The organism is Erwinia persicina NBRC 102418 (genome assembly GCF_001571305.1).
Classification (GTDB): domain Bacteria; phylum Pseudomonadota; class Gammaproteobacteria; order Enterobacterales; family Enterobacteriaceae; genus Erwinia; species Erwinia persicina.
Window position 1 is genome coordinate 79,222 of the sequence record NZ_BCTN01000014.1, and the last position, 14,283, is coordinate 93,504.

Consider the following 14,283-nt stretch of genomic DNA (forward strand, 5'->3'; position numbering starts at 1 on the left):
GAACGAGACTCGCCTGATAACACTCCATGTCCTGATCAAAACCACCTTTACAGCTCACTTTTCCTGAGGGTTGGCAAAGTCAGGCCTGTAACGCGATGGCGTCCTGTCATGCTCTGACACTCTTAGGGTATGAATTGCACACTTAAAGTTAATAAAAATCCAGCAAATCATTTAAAATTAATTAACTTATTGAATTTCAATGGATTGTTATTTTTTTGGATGAAAGGAATCTGTCATGCTGACTGCACCACTGCTTAGTGTTGTTGTTCCTCTCTATAACGCAGGGGCATTATTTGCCCCTTTTATGACCTCCCTGCTAACACAGACCTTTCGCGATCTGGAAATCATTATTGTGGATGATGGGTCGACGGATGGTTCAGCAGTCAAAGCAGATGAGTATGCCAGCAGGGCTTCTCATATCAGGGTTATCCATCAGGAGAATGGTGGTGTTTCGCGGGCGCGTAACACCGGGATGAAGTACATCAGGGGAAAATATGTCACTTTCCCCGATGCGGACGATATTCTTGAACCGGAGATGTACAGCACGTTAGTGGCCATGGCCACCGCCGACGATTTGGATGCCGCGCAGTGTAATGCCTGGCGAACCAGTACCCCCGGGAGCAAGGAACAGGTGCTCATTCCTGCCCGCCGGCTACGTTCCACACCGGTCCTCAGTGGTGCCACCTGGTTAAATCGGGCGCTGAAAACGCATCGCTATCTGCACGTCGTGTGGCTGGGTATATACCGTACCTCTCTCATCCGGCAGCGTGACCTGACCTTTATACCCGGGCTTCATCATCAGGATATCCTGTGGACCACTGAGTTTATGCTGAATGCACGCCGGGTCAGGTATAACGAGCGCCCCCTTTACAGCTATCTGTCACACGAACAATCCATCAGCCATCGCCCAAGAACAGGTCTGTCAAATGTTGAGTACCAACGACATTACCTGAAGATTTGCCAAAAACTGGAGGAGATCAATCAGCAATATAGTCGCTGCGTTAACATTCACCGCTCATTTTATGCACAGATCACCCGGGAAGCACTCACTGTCTGTCACGCTATACGTCGTGAGCCCGATGAAGCCGCCAGACAAGCGATGATTGCAGATTTTTGGGCGGCTGAGATGCCCCTCCGAATGCAACGCAATGCACGGGGTTTGCAGCAAAAGTATCATTTATTGCTCTGGATGAGCCGCCTGCGCCGCTGGCGAAAATCTGCGCCAGCGCAGACCTGAACGGATAACCACTCCTTAATCGCGTTGTACATTCAGTAAACCCACCGGGATGGCTATGAAGTAGCGTGAGAGAGCCAGACTTATCTGCTAACATGCGCCATTATTTCTCTTTTTTCGGCCATCTCTGGACGTAAGTCTCTGTTCACCTGAAAAACAATGTGATGATTACCATTTATACCGCTCTGCTCTATCTCATTCAGCCTCTTATCTGGCTGCGTCTCTGGCTGCGCGGCAGGAAGGCACCCGCCTATCGAAAACGCTGGGCGGAACGTTATGGTTTTTGTGCGGGGAAAGTGAAACCAGACGGTATTCTGCTGCACTCCGTATCTGTGGGCGAAACACTGGCCGCGATCCCCCTGGTTCGCGCACTGCGTCATCGTTATCCTCATCTGCCCATCGTGGTTACCACCATGACTCCGACAGGGTCAGAACGTGCCAGCTCCGCCTTTGGAAAAGATGTCCACCACGTTTACCTGCCCTACGATCTGCCGGGAGCCATGAATCGTTTCTTCGATACCGTACGCCCTCGCCTGGTGATCATCATGGAGACCGAACTGTGGCCGAATATGATCACTCAGTTGCATACGCGCAAAATCCCGCTGGTGATTGCCAATGCCCGTTTGTCAGAGCGCTCGGCGAAGGGCTATGCGAAAATTGGCAAATTCATGAAACGTCTGTTGCAGCGCATCACTCTGATTGCCGCACAGAACCAGGAGGATGGTGAGCGGTTTATCGGCCTGGGAGTAAAACGCTCGCAGCTGGCCGTCACCGGCAGCCTGAAATTCGATATCTCCGTCACACCAGAGCTGGCGGCACGAGCCATCACACTTCGTCGCCAGTGGGCGCCGCGCCGTCCGGTATGGATTGCCACCAGTACGCATGAAGGCGAAGAGAGTATTATTCTGGATGCCCACCGCAAGCTGCTGGTTCGGTTCCCTAACCTGCTGCTGATTCTGGTGCCCCGCCATCCGGAACGTTTTGATGTGGCACGAACGCTGACCCAGAAAGCCGGGTTCAGCTATACCCTTCGAAGCAGCGGCGAGATCCCGTCTGGCAGTACTCAGGTCGTGATTGGCGATACCATGGGCGAGCTGATGCTGCTGTATGGTATTGCTGATCTGGCCTTCGTTGGTGGTAGCCTCGTCGAACGCGGCGGCCACAATCCGCTGGAGCCCGCTGCCCATGCCATTCCGGTGCTGATGGGACCACATATCTTTAACTTCAAAGATATCTGTGCCCGCCTGCAACAGGCCGATGGTCTGATCACCGTAACCGACGCCGACTCGCTGGACAAAGAGATCGGTACATTGCTGACGGATGAAGACTATCGCCTCTATTACGGCCGCCATGCCGTAGACGTACTGCATCAAAATCAGGGCGCACTTCAGCGCCTGCTGCATTTACTTGAACCTCACCTGCCACAGCGGAATCATTAAATGAGCGTACGCCAGAAAATATCGGTCGTGATGATAGCGAAAGATGCAGCTGACGTGCTGCCCGAATGCCTGGCGTCGGTGAACTGGGCGGATGAGATAGTCCTGCTCGACTCCGGCAGTAGCGATGGTACGCCGGACATTGCCCTGCGTCACGGCGCACAGGTTTTTCACTCAGACCAGTGGCACGGGTATGGTAAACAGCGCCAGCTGGCGCAGAGTTATGCCACTCACCCGATGATTTTGATGATCGACAGCGACGAGCGCGTCACACCCGAGTTAAAGCAGGCCATTGAAGTCATACTGTGCCAGCCGCCGTCGGAAAAAATCTACAGCATTGCACGACGTAACCTTTTTCTTGGGCGTTTTATGCGCCACAGCGGCTGGTATCCTGATCGCGTCACACGCCTCTATCCCCGGCAATATCAGTACAACAATCATCAGGTGCATGAATCACTGGAAACGGGTCCGGTGAAAGCCACTCCGTTAAGCGGCGATCTGCTGCACCTGACCTGCCGTGACTTCTCCGCCTTTCAGTGGAAACAGTTTGCCTACGCAGAAGCCTGGGCAAAGCAGCGTCATCAGCAGGGAAAGCGCTGTGGTATCACCGCTATTTTTGGCCATACCGCTGGGGCGTTCCTGAAAACGCTGGTGCTGCGGGCAGGATTTCTGGATGGCAAACAGGGCTGGCTACTGGCTGTGGTCAACGCGCAGTATACTTTCAATAAATACACGGCCCTCTGGGCTCTGAATCACGCATCCAGGAGCGGCAGACTATGAGTACCAAAGCCATCTACCCCGGTACCTTTGACCCGATGACCAATGGCCATCTCGATATCGTTACGCGCGCCGCGTTGATGTTTGATCATATCGTTCTGGCTGTCGCAGCCAGTCCGAGCAAGAAACCGCTGTTCTCGTTAGACGAGCGTGTCGCCCTGGCCTGTGAGGTGGTGGCACATCTGCCCAATGTAGAGGTCGTAGGCTTCAGTGACCTGATGGCTAACTTTGCGAAAGCGCAACAGGCCAACGTACTGGTGCGTGGCCTGAGGGCAGTTTCCGACTTTGAATACGAGCTCCAGCTGGCGCATATGAACCGCCACTTACTGCCTACGCTTGAAAGCGTATTCCTGATGCCCTCTGAAGCTTATTCCTTTATTTCATCATCCCTGATGAAAGAGGTGGCCCGCCATGGCGGAGAAGTTCAGGCATTCCTGCCAGCCCCGGTTTACAAGGCGCTGAAAGAAAAGCTCGGATAAAACGCGGTTTACTTCTGGCAGTGCCGACAGAAAAAGGTGCTGCGCTGCGCGTGTTTACTGCTTTCTATCGGCATCCCGCACTGGCGGCAAGGTTCACCCGCACGGCCATATACCTGCAATTCCTGCGCAAAATATCCCGGCTTACCGTCGCTTTGTAAAAAATCGCGCAGCGTTGTGCCGCCCTGTTCAATAGAGCGCAGCAGTACCGCTTTGATGGTGGCGACCAGCAGCCCGCAATCTGATTCGGTCAGCGCCATGGCAGGCCGATCGGGCAGGATCCCTGCGACAAACAGTGATTCACTGGCATAAATATTTCCGACGCCGACCACCACTTTGTTATCCATCAGCCAGGGTTTCACGGGCGTGCGCTTACCCCGCGATTTTTCAAACAGATACTGCGCACAGAACCCTTCACTGAGTGGTTCTGGCCCAAGATGCGACAATACGGAACTGGCAGCAAGGTCGGGCGCCCACAGCCAGGCACCGAAACGGCGGGGATCGGTATAGCGCAGCACCTTGCCATTACTCATCACCAGATCAACATGATCGTGCTTTGCCGCAGGAAGATCTTCCGGTAACACTCGCAGGCTGCCCGACATCCCCAGGTGAATGATGATCCATCCCGTTGGCAGTTCCAGCAGCAGGTATTTAGCCCGACGCTGCACGCTCAGTACGGGCTGATCGCTCAGGGCATGGATTTCCTGAGATACCGGCCAGCGCAGGCGGGAATTACGCACCACAGCATGTAAAATCGTCGCCCCGACCAGATGCGGCTCAATGCCGCGTCGACTGGTTTCAACCTCTGGTAACTCTGGCATTGCCCTGTCTCCGTCTCGCGCTGTCAGCGCTTCGCTTTAACCACGTATTCTATAAGAAAAGCTGAAAACAAAAAAACCCGGCCGGGGCCGGGTTTTTTTATCCACTCAGATTAATTACTTAATCTTAGCTTCTTTATAGATCACGTGCTGGCGGACAACTGGATCGAATTTCTTCAGTTCCAGTTTCTCCGGCTTAGTACGCTTGTTCTTCGTGGTGGTATAGAAGTGACCTGTACCAGCAGAAGAAACCAGCTTGATCTTCTCACGAATACCTTTAGCCATGTTTCAGTTCCTTACCTTAGTACTTCTCACCGCGGGCACGGAGATCGGCCAAGACCGTATCAATACCCTTTTTATCAATTACACGCATGCCATTGGCAGATACGCGCAGTGTAACGAAGCGCTTTTCGCTCTCAATCCAAAAACGATGAGAGTGCAGGTTCGGCAGGAAACGGCGTTTCGTCGCGTTCATTGCGTGGGAACGGTTGTTACCCGTTACCGGACGCTTGCCAGTTACTTGGCAGACTCGTGACATGTCTATTCTCCAAAAATCAAATCAGCTCGAGCTTTAAAAATAAGGTTCTGGCCGCCTCGTCAGGCTTATAGCCCATCCAGGCGAGTTCTATGTGAACCCGCTGAGTAGGCTCAACGCCAAACCCGAGATTCTCAAAGGTGGCGTAGTATACGCCCTGTAGCGCGAGTGCTCAAGTCCCGAACAGATAAAGATCCCTCAGGATCGCGTACTATTGTCTCTTTTGTACGGGAATTGCACTGTTCAGACGGTAAAAAAGTGAAATTAAACCGCAACATGGTTAAATAGCACCCAATCCGTTATAGCCAACTTCGCTCCGCAAAAGAGACATATTCACCCCGGCCAATCACAATATGGTCAAGTACCCGAATATTCATCAGGGAACAGGCACGCACGATTTGTTGCGTAATATGGCGATCGGCACGGCTGGGTTCAGCCAGTCCAGACGGATGATTATGCGCCAGAATGAGCGCCGCTGCATTCCGTTTTAGCGCTTCACGTACAATCTCACGCGGATGCACCTCTACGCTGTTGAAAGTGCCGCTGAACATTTCGCTGGTATGAATAATCCGATGCTGATTATCAAAAAAAACCACCTGAAAGATTTCCCGTTCCCGATGCGCCAGCGAACTGTTGAAGTAATCCAGCATCTGTCCCGTACTGCTGACCACGCGATTTTCCAGCGCTTCCCGACAGGTAAAGCAGCGCCGCGCCAGTTCCGCCACCGCATTCAGCTGTGCATACTTTGCGGTGCCCATCCCGTAGATCGCTTTTAAATCCTCAGGCGGCGCGGTCAGCAGTCGATGGAGTGAACCAAACTTATCCAGTAACTGCTCCGCCAGTGCCATCACATGGACCCCGCGAGAACCAATGCGCAGGAAAATAGCGAGTAGCTCAACATCACTTAACGCTTGTGCGCCGCATTCTGACAATTTTTCTCGCGGGGGGAGACCCAGCCAATGCTCGTTCATTTTTTCTTCTCCTTCCTGAATGAGAAAAAGCATGTCATTATATACAGTAGTTTCCTATCAGAACGTGCCAGCTTTACGTGCTGGCTCGCAAATATTGTGCAGTACTCACCCCAACGTAGGAGTGTGATAAAATACGGGGATGACGGCGCTACGGCACCGGGCGGGCTTAACAGAAGGCGAACAGCAAAATGATGGGATTAACCGGAAAGCGTATTGTCCTTGGCGTCAGCGGCGGCATTGCGGCCTATAAAACACCGGAACTGGTACGCCGTCTGCGCGACCGCGGTGCGGATGTTCGGGTCGTGATGACCGATGCAGCAAAAGCCTTTATTACCCCGCTCAGTCTGCAGGCGGTATCGGGTTATCCGGTATCCGACGATTTGCTCGACCCGGCGGCCGAAGCCGCAATGGGTCATATCGAACTGGGGAAATGGGCTGATCTGATCATACTCGCCCCGGCAACCGCCGACCTGATTGCGCGCGTCGCCGCCGGTATGGCCAACGACCTGTTGACCACCGTCTGCCTCGCAACACCGGCGCCTGTGGCCATTGTCCCGGCAATGAATCAGCAGATGTATCGCGCCCTGCCAACACAGCACAATATCAACCTGCTGGCACAGCGTGGCATGTTGATCTGGGGCCCGGACAGCGGGAGCCAGGCCTGCGGCGATATCGGGCCGGGGCGAATGCTTGATCCGCTGGCGATAGTGGACCTGGCCGTAGGCTGGGCGGCCCCGATCAACGATCTGCAACATCTCAATATTATGATCACCGCTGGCCCGACCCGGGAAGCCCTCGACCCGGTGCGTTTTATCAGTAACCACAGCAGTGGAAAAATGGGGTTTTCCCTTGCTGCCGCCGCTGCAAAGCGCGGCGCAAAAGTGACGCTTATCGCCGGCCCGGTAGGGTTAACGACACCCTCAGGTGTTGATCGCATTGATGTGATCACGGCGCTGGAGATGGAGCAGGCGGTGATGGCACAGGCCAGGAACCAGCACATTTTTATTGGCTGTGCTGCGGTTGCAGACTACCGGGCGGCGGCTGTGGCGGAAGAAAAAATCAAAAAGCAGGGGGATGAAATCACTCTGCGAATGATAAAAAATCCGGATATTGTGGCCGGTGTAGCAGCAATGCAGCAGGGCAGGCCCTATGTGGTAGGATTTGCCGCTGAAACCCAGAATGTGGAAGAATACGCGCAAGAAAAACGGACACGTAAAAACCTGGACGTGATCTGCGCTAACGATGTTTCCAAAACCGGGCAGGGTTTCAATAGTGATACCAATGCTCTCCACCTTTTTTGGCAAAAGGGAGATAAGGTCTTACCGCTGTGCGATAAGTCACTCCTTGGCCAACAGTTATTAGACGAGATTGTCAGCCTTTATGATGAAAAAAATCGACGTTAAAATCCTTGATGCGCGTGTCGGTACAGCTTTTCCCTTACCGACCTATGCCACATCGGGATCGGCCGGGCTCGATCTGCGCGCCTGCCTGGATGAAGCTTTCGTCCTCGAGCCCGGCGTGACCACGTTGGTACCAACGGGTTTAGCGATTCATATTGCTGACCCACAGCTCGCTGCCGTTATCCTGCCACGTTCGGGATTGGGCCATAAACATGGCGTTGTGCTTGGTAACCTGGTGGGCCTGATCGACTCCGATTATCAGGGCCAGCTGATGGTTTCCGTCTGGAACCGTGGGCAGGACTCCTTTACTATCGAACCGGGCGAACGTATTGCACAAATGGTTTTCGTGCCCGTCGTCCAGGCAGAGTTCAATCTGGTCAACGACTTTGATTCCAGCGTACGCGGCGAAGGTGGTTTCGGCCATTCTGGTCGCCAGTAGCTCTCCACTGCTCTCACAATGACGATAAACTGCATTTTACGTCCGTGAACCTCGTGCTCACGGACGTTGAGTGGGCCTTTGCCCGTTTATGGTGATGTTTTCAGGGGTCTTTTAAGACATGGTTGAAAAAAAGAGTGCGAAACGGAATCGCCGTGAAGAAATCCTGCAGGCGCTGGCACAAATGCTGGAATCCAGCGATGGAAGTCAGCGAATTACTACGGCCAAACTGGCGGCCAGTGTTGGGGTTTCTGAAGCGGCGCTTTACCGGCATTTTCCCAGTAAAACCAAGATGTTTGACAGCCTTATCGAGTTTATCGAAGATAGCCTGATTACGCGCATCAATCTGATTCTGAAAGACGAAAAAGAGACGCTGCCGCGCTTACGTATGATCACTCAGTTAATTCTGGGCTTTGGTGAGCGTAATCCGGGTTTAACACGCATTTTGACCGGGCATGCGCTGATGTTCGAACAGGATCGCCTGCAGGGACGTATCAACCAGCTTTTTGAGCGCATCGAAGTTCAGCTACGCCAGGTGATGCGTGAAAAGAAAATGCGCGAAGGTGAAGGGTTCATTACGGATGAAACCCTGCTGGCCAGTCAGCTACTGGCCTTCTGCGAAGGGCTGCTGTCACGCTTTGTTCGTTCAGAGTTTCGTTATCGCCCTACCGTTGATTTCGATGTGCGCTGGCCGCTACTGGCCGCTCAGCTCGTCTGACATTACGCATCAATCGTCAAAGGGCAGTCCGGAGAAAAGGATCAGCCCCTACGTTATGGCGGGCTTATTTTCCGGCCCGCCCGCATCATTGGGAATGCTTCTTAAATGCCAAATTCGCTGCGATAAGCACGTACCGCCACGAGATGATCGGCCATTTCGGGCTTTTCTTCGAGGTAAGCAATCAGCTCTTTAAGCGTAATGATCGAAATCACTTTGCAGCCGTAGTCCCGTTCCACTTCCTGAATCGCAGAAATATCCCCCTGTCCCCGCTCCTGACGATCGAGAGAAATCAGCACGCCGGCCAGCGTCGCCTGATGGGCCGCGATAATTTCCATTGATTCCCGGATCGCCGTTCCCGCCGTAATCACATCGTCCACCAGCATAATCTTACCCTGCAGTGGGCTGCCCACCAGCGTGCCGCCCTCGCCATGGGTTTTGGCTTCTTTGCGGTTGAAGCAGTAAGGCACATCACGATCGTGGTGATCGGCCAGCGCCACCACGGTGGTTGTGGCAATCGGAATGCCTTTATAAGCCGGACCAAAGACCAGATCGAAATCAATACCTGAATCCACCAGCGCCTGGGCATAGAAACGCCCCAGCAGGGCGAGGTCACGCCCGGTATTGAACAGTCCGGCGTTAAAGAAATAAGGGCTTTTACGCCCTGATTTCAGCGTGAACTCACCAAACTTCAGCACCTGCTTGTTGATGGCGAATTCGATAAATTGGCGCTGCCAGGCTTTCATGTCATCTTCCTCAAAATAATGGCGTAAAAAAGGCGACTTCATCGTCGCCTGATATAATCAGTTGGCCAGCGCCGCTTTTTGCGCTGCAACCAGCGTATCAATACCGCCCCGCGCCAGCGCCAGCAGTTTCAGCAACTCGTCGTGGCTGAACGGCTCACCCTCTGCCGTACCCTGTACCTCTATCATGCGGCCATCTTCAGTCATCACCACATTCATATCGGTTTCTGCAGCAGCATCTTCCACATACTCGAGATCGCAGAGTGCTTCACCCTTTACGATACCCACAGAGATAGCGGCTACCATGCCTTTCATCGGGTTGGCTTTCAGTTTGCCGATAGAGACCAGGTGGTTCAGCGCGTCGGTCAGCGCCACACAGGCACCGGTAATGGAGGCTGTGCGGGTACCGCCGTCGGCCTGCAGCACGTCGCAGTCGAGGGTGATGGTGAACTCCCCCAGGGCTTTAAGATCGATGGCAGCACGCAGTGAACGGGCAATCAGACGCTGGATCTCCAGGGTACGTCCGCCCTGCTTCCCTTTGGCCGCTTCACGCGCGTTACGGCTGTGAGTGGCTCGGGGCAGCATACCGTATTCCGCAGTGACCCACCCCTGGCCCTGGCCTTTCAGAAAGCGTGGTACACCTTCTTCGATGGTGGCGGTGCACAGGACTTTGGTATCACCGAATTCAACCAGCACAGAGCCTTCTGCGTGTTTGGTGTAATGACGGGTCAGGGTGACGGGACGCACCTGTTGTGCGCTACGACCTGATGGACGCATAATTTCTCTCCGGCTAGCTAAACATAATTGGCTGCGCATTATACGGATTTCGCCGCGGATTGCCTATCACAGGTGACCATCTGAGCAGGTTGTTATGCGAATGCCGTCTGTTTAAACGTTAAAACAGCAAGATAGCCTGCTACAGGGTGTAAAGCATACCGAAATATGGCTAAATGCTCCTCTTCGATAATTCCTCATGCCGGACCTGTGTATGACTTCTGTTTTCCATTTTATTCTGGCGCTGGCCATTATCTTCGGCCTGGCGTTACTGTTCAGTAATGACCGTAAAAAAATTCGCCCGCGCGTACTGCTGCAGCTGGTGGTAATTGAAGGCGCTCTGGCCTGGTTCTTCCTGCACGCCTCTGCCGGACTGACCATTGTTACCGCATTTTCCGGTTTCTTTGAAGTGCTGCTTAAGTACGCGGCGAAGGGCACCGACTTTGTCTTTGGCGGCATGGCGGCACAGGGAATGGCCTTTATCTTCCTCGGCGTGCTCTGCCCGATCGTGTTTATCTCCGCGCTTATCGGCATCCTGCAGCATGTCAAAATTCTGCCAGTGCTGATCAGAATCGTCGGTACCGTGCTGTCGAAAATCAACGGCATGGGCAAGCTGGAGTCATTTAACGCCGTCAGTACCCTGATCCTCGGGCAGTCAGAAAACTTTATTGCCTACAAAGGCATCCTGGCCGATATTTCTCCGCGCCGCCTCTATTCGATGGCCGCAGCGGCGATGTCCACCGTCTCGCTGTCAATTGTCGGTGCCTATATGTCGATGATCGAGCCACGCTACGTCGTGGCCGCGCTGATCCTCAACATGTTCAGTACCTTTATCATCCTGTCGATCATCAACCCGACGCCGGTGGGTGATGAGCCGGAAATCCGCCTGGAAAAGCTGCATGAAGACCAGAGCTTCTTTGAAATGCTCGGTGAATACATCCTGGCAGGCTTCAAAGTAGCGATGATTATCCTGGCGATGCTGATTGGCTTTATCGCCCTGATTTCCGCCGTCAATGCGGTGTTCCTGGCCGTATTTGGCATCAGTTTCCAGCAGATCCTGGGTTATGTGTTCTGGCCGTTTGCCTGGCTGATTGGCATCCCGACCGCGGACGCGCTGTCTGCGGCCAGTATTATGGCGACCAAGCTGGTCACCAACGAGTTTGTTGCGATGATTGAGCTGAAGAAAATCGCCGCGGAACTGACACCGCGTGGTCTGGGTATTCTGTCGGTGTTCCTGGTTTCCTTCGCCAACTTTGCCTCCATCGGCATCGTTGCCGGGGCGATCAAAGGGCTGAATGAGCAGCAGGGGAATGTCGTCTCACGCTATGGCCTGAAGCTGATTTACGGATCCACGCTGGTCAGCCTGCTGTCTGCAGCTTTCGCCGGGCTGGTACTGTAATCACTGAACCCGGCGCCGTCGCGCCGGGTCTCTTGACGGGCAAACACCTCAGAATGCCACGCACACCGGGGCATCCACCCGCATCACCGAATCCTGGGCAAAACGCTGCTTATAGCGCGCACGCAATGCTTCGATTCCCTGTTCGCTCGCCTGATTAACTGGATGAATCAGTAACAACGCCTTACTGTTTTCTCGCGCCAGCTTGCCGTCATCTCCCTGCCATTGTCCTTTCGCCGCGAACACGGTCAGGCCCTGTTTAAAGCGCGGGGTAACCTCATTATCGATGAATGCCTGCCATTCCCCTTCGGTGATCGCGGTTCCCTGGGGACGATTAAGACCGAAATAGAGCGTGGTCTGGCTCATGGCGTCACCTACCGCGCAGACCGGCTGCACAGCGGGAGGGGACGGCCGATCTGTCACGGTACAGCCTGACAGCGCCAGTAGTACTAAAGAAAAAGTGAGGGCACGCGAGGTCATGTTTACTCCTGAAGGTATGGTTGTACTGACGTTCAGCATCTTAAGCTGCTGACCACAAAACGTCAGCCAAAACACCGCCTTTTGACCGAATTCCTGTTAAGCCGCCGTCAGCACCGCTATAATCGCAGCTACTTTTCTTTAAAACGGTACGCAAAATGATCCGCAGTATGACCGCCTACGCCCGGCGCGAGACCAAAGGCGAATGGGGCAGCGCAGCCTGGGAGCTGCGTTCCGTCAACCAACGCTATCTCGAAACCTACATCCGCCTGCCAGAACAGTTCCGGGGTCTGGAACCGGTGATCCGTGAACGCATCCGCAATCGCCTGACGCGCGGCAAAATCGAAGTCAATCTGCGGTTCGACGCAGATCCAAGCGCTCAGAGCTCGCTGGTCCTGAACGAAAAGCTGGCCATCCAGCTGGTGCAGGCGGCCAACTGGGTGAAAATGCAGAGCGATGAGGGTGAGATCAATCCCGTCGATATTCTGCGCTGGCCAGGCGTCATGTCGGCTGAAGAGCAGGATCTGGACACCATTTCTGCCCAGTTGCTGACCGCACTGGATGCCGCTATCGACGAATTTATTATCGCCCGGGAAAGCGAAGGTGCCGCCCTAAAGACGCTGATTGAACAGCGCCTGGAGGGGGTCAGCGCCGAAGTGATTAAAGTGCGCACGCACATGCCAGACGTGCTGAAATGGCAGCGTGAACGTCTGCTTACGCGTCTGGAAGAGGCGCAGGTGCAGCTGGAAAATAATCGCCTGGAGCAGGAACTGGTGATGCTGGCACAGCGGGTCGACGTGGCAGAGGAACTGGACCGCCTGGAAGCGCACGTGAAAGAGACCTACAACATCCTGAAGAAGAAAGAAGCGGTCGGCCGCCGTCTCGACTTTATGATGCAGGAGTTCAACCGTGAGTCGAACACCCTGGGGTCTAAATCCATTAATGCTGAAATCACCGCCTCAGCGATAGAGCTGAAAGTGCTGATTGAGCAGATGAGAGAACAGATTCAGAACATCGAATAACACTCTTCTCATGGCACTAAAAAGCCCTGTTTACAGGGCTTTTTTTTCACTATTTTTCTCTGTCAGAGCCTCAACGCCATTAATGACCGGCTGCCGTCGTTCATGCTTCCGCGTTGCCACGTAAACATCAATATTCAGCGACGACTGTGCATCGTCGTCCAGCGCGCGATAACATAATCCCTGCTGATTAAACGTACACATCGACTGCGGCATCAGCGTCATTCCTTTACCCCGTGCAATGCTGGCAAGCAGTACAAGAGAGTCGTCCGGCTCTTTTATGCGCCTGAGCGCCAACGGCAGGCGCTGAAAATAAGCCTCACATTTATCGTAATAGACGGGGTTAGCATGGCGGGGGAACCAGAACAGCGGCAGATCAGCAATGTCAGCCAGCGCCACCTTCTCTTTTAAACTGGCCGGGTGAGAGGACGGCATTGCCAGCAGGAGTGGTTCGCGGTAGATCCAGTGAAAACTAAAATCCTGATCGCTGTGCAAACTCTTTTCACCGATGATGACCATATCCATCTGCCCCTTAGAGAGGGACTGCAGAAGCTGACTGGATGTCTGATTCTGTATCTCGATCTCTTCGGCGCACATCAGTTTTTTTATTTTGTCATTCACCGAAGGAATGTTATCGAAACTGAGCGTGCGGGTCAGACCAATTCGCAGATGGGATGACTCTTTATTCATTTCACGAACGAATTTGGTGAATTCATTAATCAGGTGCGTTGCTTTATCCACCAGCAGGGCGCCCGCTTCTGTCAGGCGAACTTCATGGGTATTACGGGTAAACAGCTCACGCCCCAGCGCATCTTCCAGGGATTTAATCTGCCGGGTTAACGGCGGCTGAGTCATTCGCAGCCGTTCAGCGGCCCGTCTGAAGTTAAGCTCCTGAGCAACCACAAGAAAGCATTGCAACTGCTTTATGCTGGGTAACTTACTATTAATGCTGTCCACAAATTCTCCGCAGCTGTTGGGGCATTATTCAGTTTTTTGGCATCGATTTAATGGTTAACATATTATCTCACCATGAAGTCTTTGTAAATTAATCAATATGTTACAGATAAAACCTTCTT

General features: G+C 53.5%; 17 protein-coding genes. 9 read left to right on the forward strand and 8 right to left on the reverse strand.

The annotated features are described in order from the left end of the window. Positions 1 to 235 precede the first annotated feature (235 nt). The 4 genes from EPE01S_RS15690 to coaD all read left to right on the forward strand — a co-directional run bounded on the left by EPE01S_RS15690 (position 236) and on the right by coaD (position 3,926). Positions 236 to 1,237 (forward strand): glycosyltransferase, encoded by a 1,002-nt coding sequence (locus tag EPE01S_RS15690; protein WP_062746911.1) that lies wholly within the window; start codon positions 236 to 238, stop codon positions 1,235 to 1,237. A gap of 161 nt (positions 1,238 to 1,398) precedes the next feature. Continuing rightward, positions 1,399 to 2,673 (forward strand): lipid IV(A) 3-deoxy-D-manno-octulosonic acid transferase, encoded by a 1,275-nt coding sequence (gene waaA, locus EPE01S_RS15695; RefSeq protein ID WP_062746914.1) that lies wholly within the window; start codon positions 1,399 to 1,401, stop codon positions 2,671 to 2,673. Continuing rightward, positions 2,674 to 3,450, forward strand: a complete 777-nt coding sequence (locus tag EPE01S_RS15700; protein ID WP_062746916.1) for a glycosyltransferase family 2 protein — start codon at positions 2,674 to 2,676, stop codon at positions 3,448 to 3,450. Continuing rightward, on the forward strand, positions 3,447 to 3,926 hold the full coding sequence (coaD, locus tag EPE01S_RS15705) for a pantetheine-phosphate adenylyltransferase (protein WP_062746918.1): 480 nt from the start codon (positions 3,447 to 3,449) through the stop codon (positions 3,924 to 3,926). Before EPE01S_RS15700 ends, coaD begins: the two co-directional genes overlap by 4 nt. Before the next feature lie 8 nt (positions 3,927 to 3,934). Here the strand turns inward: coaD and mutM are convergent, their stop codons facing one another. From mutM to radC, 4 genes are all read right to left on the reverse strand, one after another. Beyond that, positions 3,935 to 4,744 carry a bifunctional DNA-formamidopyrimidine glycosylase/DNA-(apurinic or apyrimidinic site) lyase gene (gene mutM / locus EPE01S_RS15710; RefSeq protein WP_062746920.1) on the reverse strand — a complete coding sequence of 270 codons (810 nt, stop codon included), beginning with the start codon at positions 4,742 to 4,744 and terminating at the stop codon, positions 3,935 to 3,937. A 114-nt stretch (positions 4,745 to 4,858) separates the two neighbouring features. Continuing rightward, on the reverse strand, positions 4,859 to 5,026 hold the full coding sequence (gene rpmG, locus EPE01S_RS15715) for a 50S ribosomal protein L33 (RefSeq protein ID WP_001051798.1): 168 nt from the start codon (positions 5,024 to 5,026) through the stop codon (positions 4,859 to 4,861). Between the two features lie 16 nt (positions 5,027 to 5,042). Beyond that, positions 5,043 to 5,279, reverse strand: a complete 237-nt coding sequence (rpmB, locus tag EPE01S_RS15720; protein ID WP_062746922.1) for a 50S ribosomal protein L28 — start codon at positions 5,277 to 5,279, stop codon at positions 5,043 to 5,045. Between the two features lie 296 nt (positions 5,280 to 5,575). Next, entirely contained in the window at positions 5,576 to 6,247 is a 672-nt protein-coding gene (radC, locus tag EPE01S_RS15725) for a RadC family protein (RefSeq protein WP_062746925.1), read from the reverse strand. Positions 6,248 to 6,438: 191 nt separating this feature from the next. Here radC and coaBC point away from each other — a divergent pair, with 191 nt between their 5' ends. From coaBC to slmA, 3 genes are all read left to right on the forward strand, one after another. Further along, positions 6,439 to 7,650, forward strand: a complete 1,212-nt coding sequence (gene coaBC, locus EPE01S_RS15730) for a bifunctional phosphopantothenoylcysteine decarboxylase/phosphopantothenate--cysteine ligase CoaBC (RefSeq protein WP_174522432.1) — start codon at positions 6,439 to 6,441, stop codon at positions 7,648 to 7,650. Then, positions 7,628 to 8,086 carry a dUTP diphosphatase gene (dut, locus tag EPE01S_RS15735; protein ID WP_062746929.1) on the forward strand — a complete coding sequence of 153 codons (459 nt, stop codon included), beginning with the start codon at positions 7,628 to 7,630 and terminating at the stop codon, positions 8,084 to 8,086. The genes coaBC and dut overlap by 23 nt, the downstream gene beginning before the upstream one ends. 118 nt (positions 8,087 to 8,204) lie before the next feature. After that, complete coding sequence (slmA, locus tag EPE01S_RS15740) at positions 8,205 to 8,801, forward strand: nucleoid occlusion factor SlmA (protein ID WP_062746931.1); 597 nt, start codon at positions 8,205 to 8,207, stop codon at positions 8,799 to 8,801. Between the two features lie 101 nt (positions 8,802 to 8,902). Here slmA and pyrE read toward each other — a convergent pair whose 3' ends face one another. Continuing rightward, positions 8,903 to 9,544, reverse strand: a complete 642-nt coding sequence (gene pyrE / locus EPE01S_RS15745) for an orotate phosphoribosyltransferase (protein WP_062747037.1) — start codon at positions 9,542 to 9,544, stop codon at positions 8,903 to 8,905. 57 nt (positions 9,545 to 9,601) lie between these two features. After that, on the reverse strand, positions 9,602 to 10,318 hold the full coding sequence (rph, locus tag EPE01S_RS15750; RefSeq protein ID WP_062746934.1) for a ribonuclease PH: 717 nt from the start codon (positions 10,316 to 10,318) through the stop codon (positions 9,602 to 9,604). Positions 10,319 to 10,529: 211 nt separating this feature from the next. Here rph and EPE01S_RS15755 point away from each other — a divergent pair, with 211 nt between their 5' ends. Beyond that, a complete protein-coding gene (locus EPE01S_RS15755) occupies positions 10,530 to 11,714 on the forward strand; it encodes a NupC/NupG family nucleoside CNT transporter (RefSeq protein WP_062746936.1) in 1,185 nt (394 codons plus the stop codon). Between the two features lie 48 nt (positions 11,715 to 11,762). Here the strand turns inward: EPE01S_RS15755 and EPE01S_RS15760 are convergent, their stop codons facing one another. Next, a complete protein-coding gene (locus EPE01S_RS15760; protein ID WP_062746937.1) occupies positions 11,763 to 12,191 on the reverse strand; it encodes a DUF3574 domain-containing protein in 429 nt (142 codons plus the stop codon). A gap of 155 nt (positions 12,192 to 12,346) precedes the next feature. On the opposite strand from EPE01S_RS15760, the gene EPE01S_RS15765 reads away from it, so the two are divergent. Next, positions 12,347 to 13,210, forward strand: coding sequence for a YicC/YloC family endoribonuclease (locus tag EPE01S_RS15765; protein WP_062746939.1), 864 nt, complete (start codon positions 12,347 to 12,349; stop codon positions 13,208 to 13,210). Positions 13,211 to 13,240: 30 nt separating this feature from the next. On the opposite strand, the gene EPE01S_RS15770 is transcribed toward EPE01S_RS15765, so the two are convergent. Beyond that, positions 13,241 to 14,164 carry a LysR family transcriptional regulator gene (locus tag EPE01S_RS15770; RefSeq protein ID WP_062746942.1) on the reverse strand — a complete coding sequence of 308 codons (924 nt, stop codon included), beginning with the start codon at positions 14,162 to 14,164 and terminating at the stop codon, positions 13,241 to 13,243. Positions 14,165 to 14,283 lie beyond the last annotated feature (119 nt).

Coding starts and splice junctions, on each gene's coding strand:
- EPE01S_RS15690 (WP_062746911.1), top strand. CDS start 236: ATGCTGACTGCACCACTGCTTAGTGTTGTTGTTCCTCTCTATAACGCA.
- waaA (WP_062746914.1), top strand. CDS start 1,399: ATGATTACCATTTATACCGCTCTGCTCTATCTCATTCAGCCTCTTATC.
- EPE01S_RS15700 (WP_062746916.1), top strand. CDS start 2,674: ATGAGCGTACGCCAGAAAATATCGGTCGTGATGATAGCGAAAGATGCA.
- coaD (WP_062746918.1), top strand. CDS start 3,447: ATGAGTACCAAAGCCATCTACCCCGGTACCTTTGACCCGATGACCAAT.
- mutM (WP_062746920.1), bottom strand. CDS start 4,744: ATGCCAGAGTTACCAGAGGTTGAAACCAGTCGACGCGGCATTGAGCCG.
- rpmG (WP_001051798.1), bottom strand. CDS start 5,026: ATGGCTAAAGGTATTCGTGAGAAGATCAAGCTGGTTTCTTCTGCTGGT.
- rpmB (WP_062746922.1), bottom strand. CDS start 5,279: ATGTCACGAGTCTGCCAAGTAACTGGCAAGCGTCCGGTAACGGGTAAC.
- radC (WP_062746925.1), bottom strand. CDS start 6,247: ATGAACGAGCATTGGCTGGGTCTCCCCCCGCGAGAAAAATTGTCAGAA.
- coaBC (WP_174522432.1), top strand. CDS start 6,439: ATGGGATTAACCGGAAAGCGTATTGTCCTTGGCGTCAGCGGCGGCATT.
- dut (WP_062746929.1), top strand. CDS start 7,628: ATGATGAAAAAAATCGACGTTAAAATCCTTGATGCGCGTGTCGGTACA.
- slmA (WP_062746931.1), top strand. CDS start 8,205: ATGGTTGAAAAAAAGAGTGCGAAACGGAATCGCCGTGAAGAAATCCTG.
- pyrE (WP_062747037.1), bottom strand. CDS start 9,544: ATGAAAGCCTGGCAGCGCCAATTTATCGAATTCGCCATCAACAAGCAG.
- rph (WP_062746934.1), bottom strand. CDS start 10,318: ATGCGTCCATCAGGTCGTAGCGCACAACAGGTGCGTCCCGTCACCCTG.
- EPE01S_RS15755 (WP_062746936.1), top strand. CDS start 10,530: ATGACTTCTGTTTTCCATTTTATTCTGGCGCTGGCCATTATCTTCGGC.
- EPE01S_RS15760 (WP_062746937.1), bottom strand. CDS start 12,191: ATGACCTCGCGTGCCCTCACTTTTTCTTTAGTACTACTGGCGCTGTCA.
- EPE01S_RS15765 (WP_062746939.1), top strand. CDS start 12,347: ATGATCCGCAGTATGACCGCCTACGCCCGGCGCGAGACCAAAGGCGAA.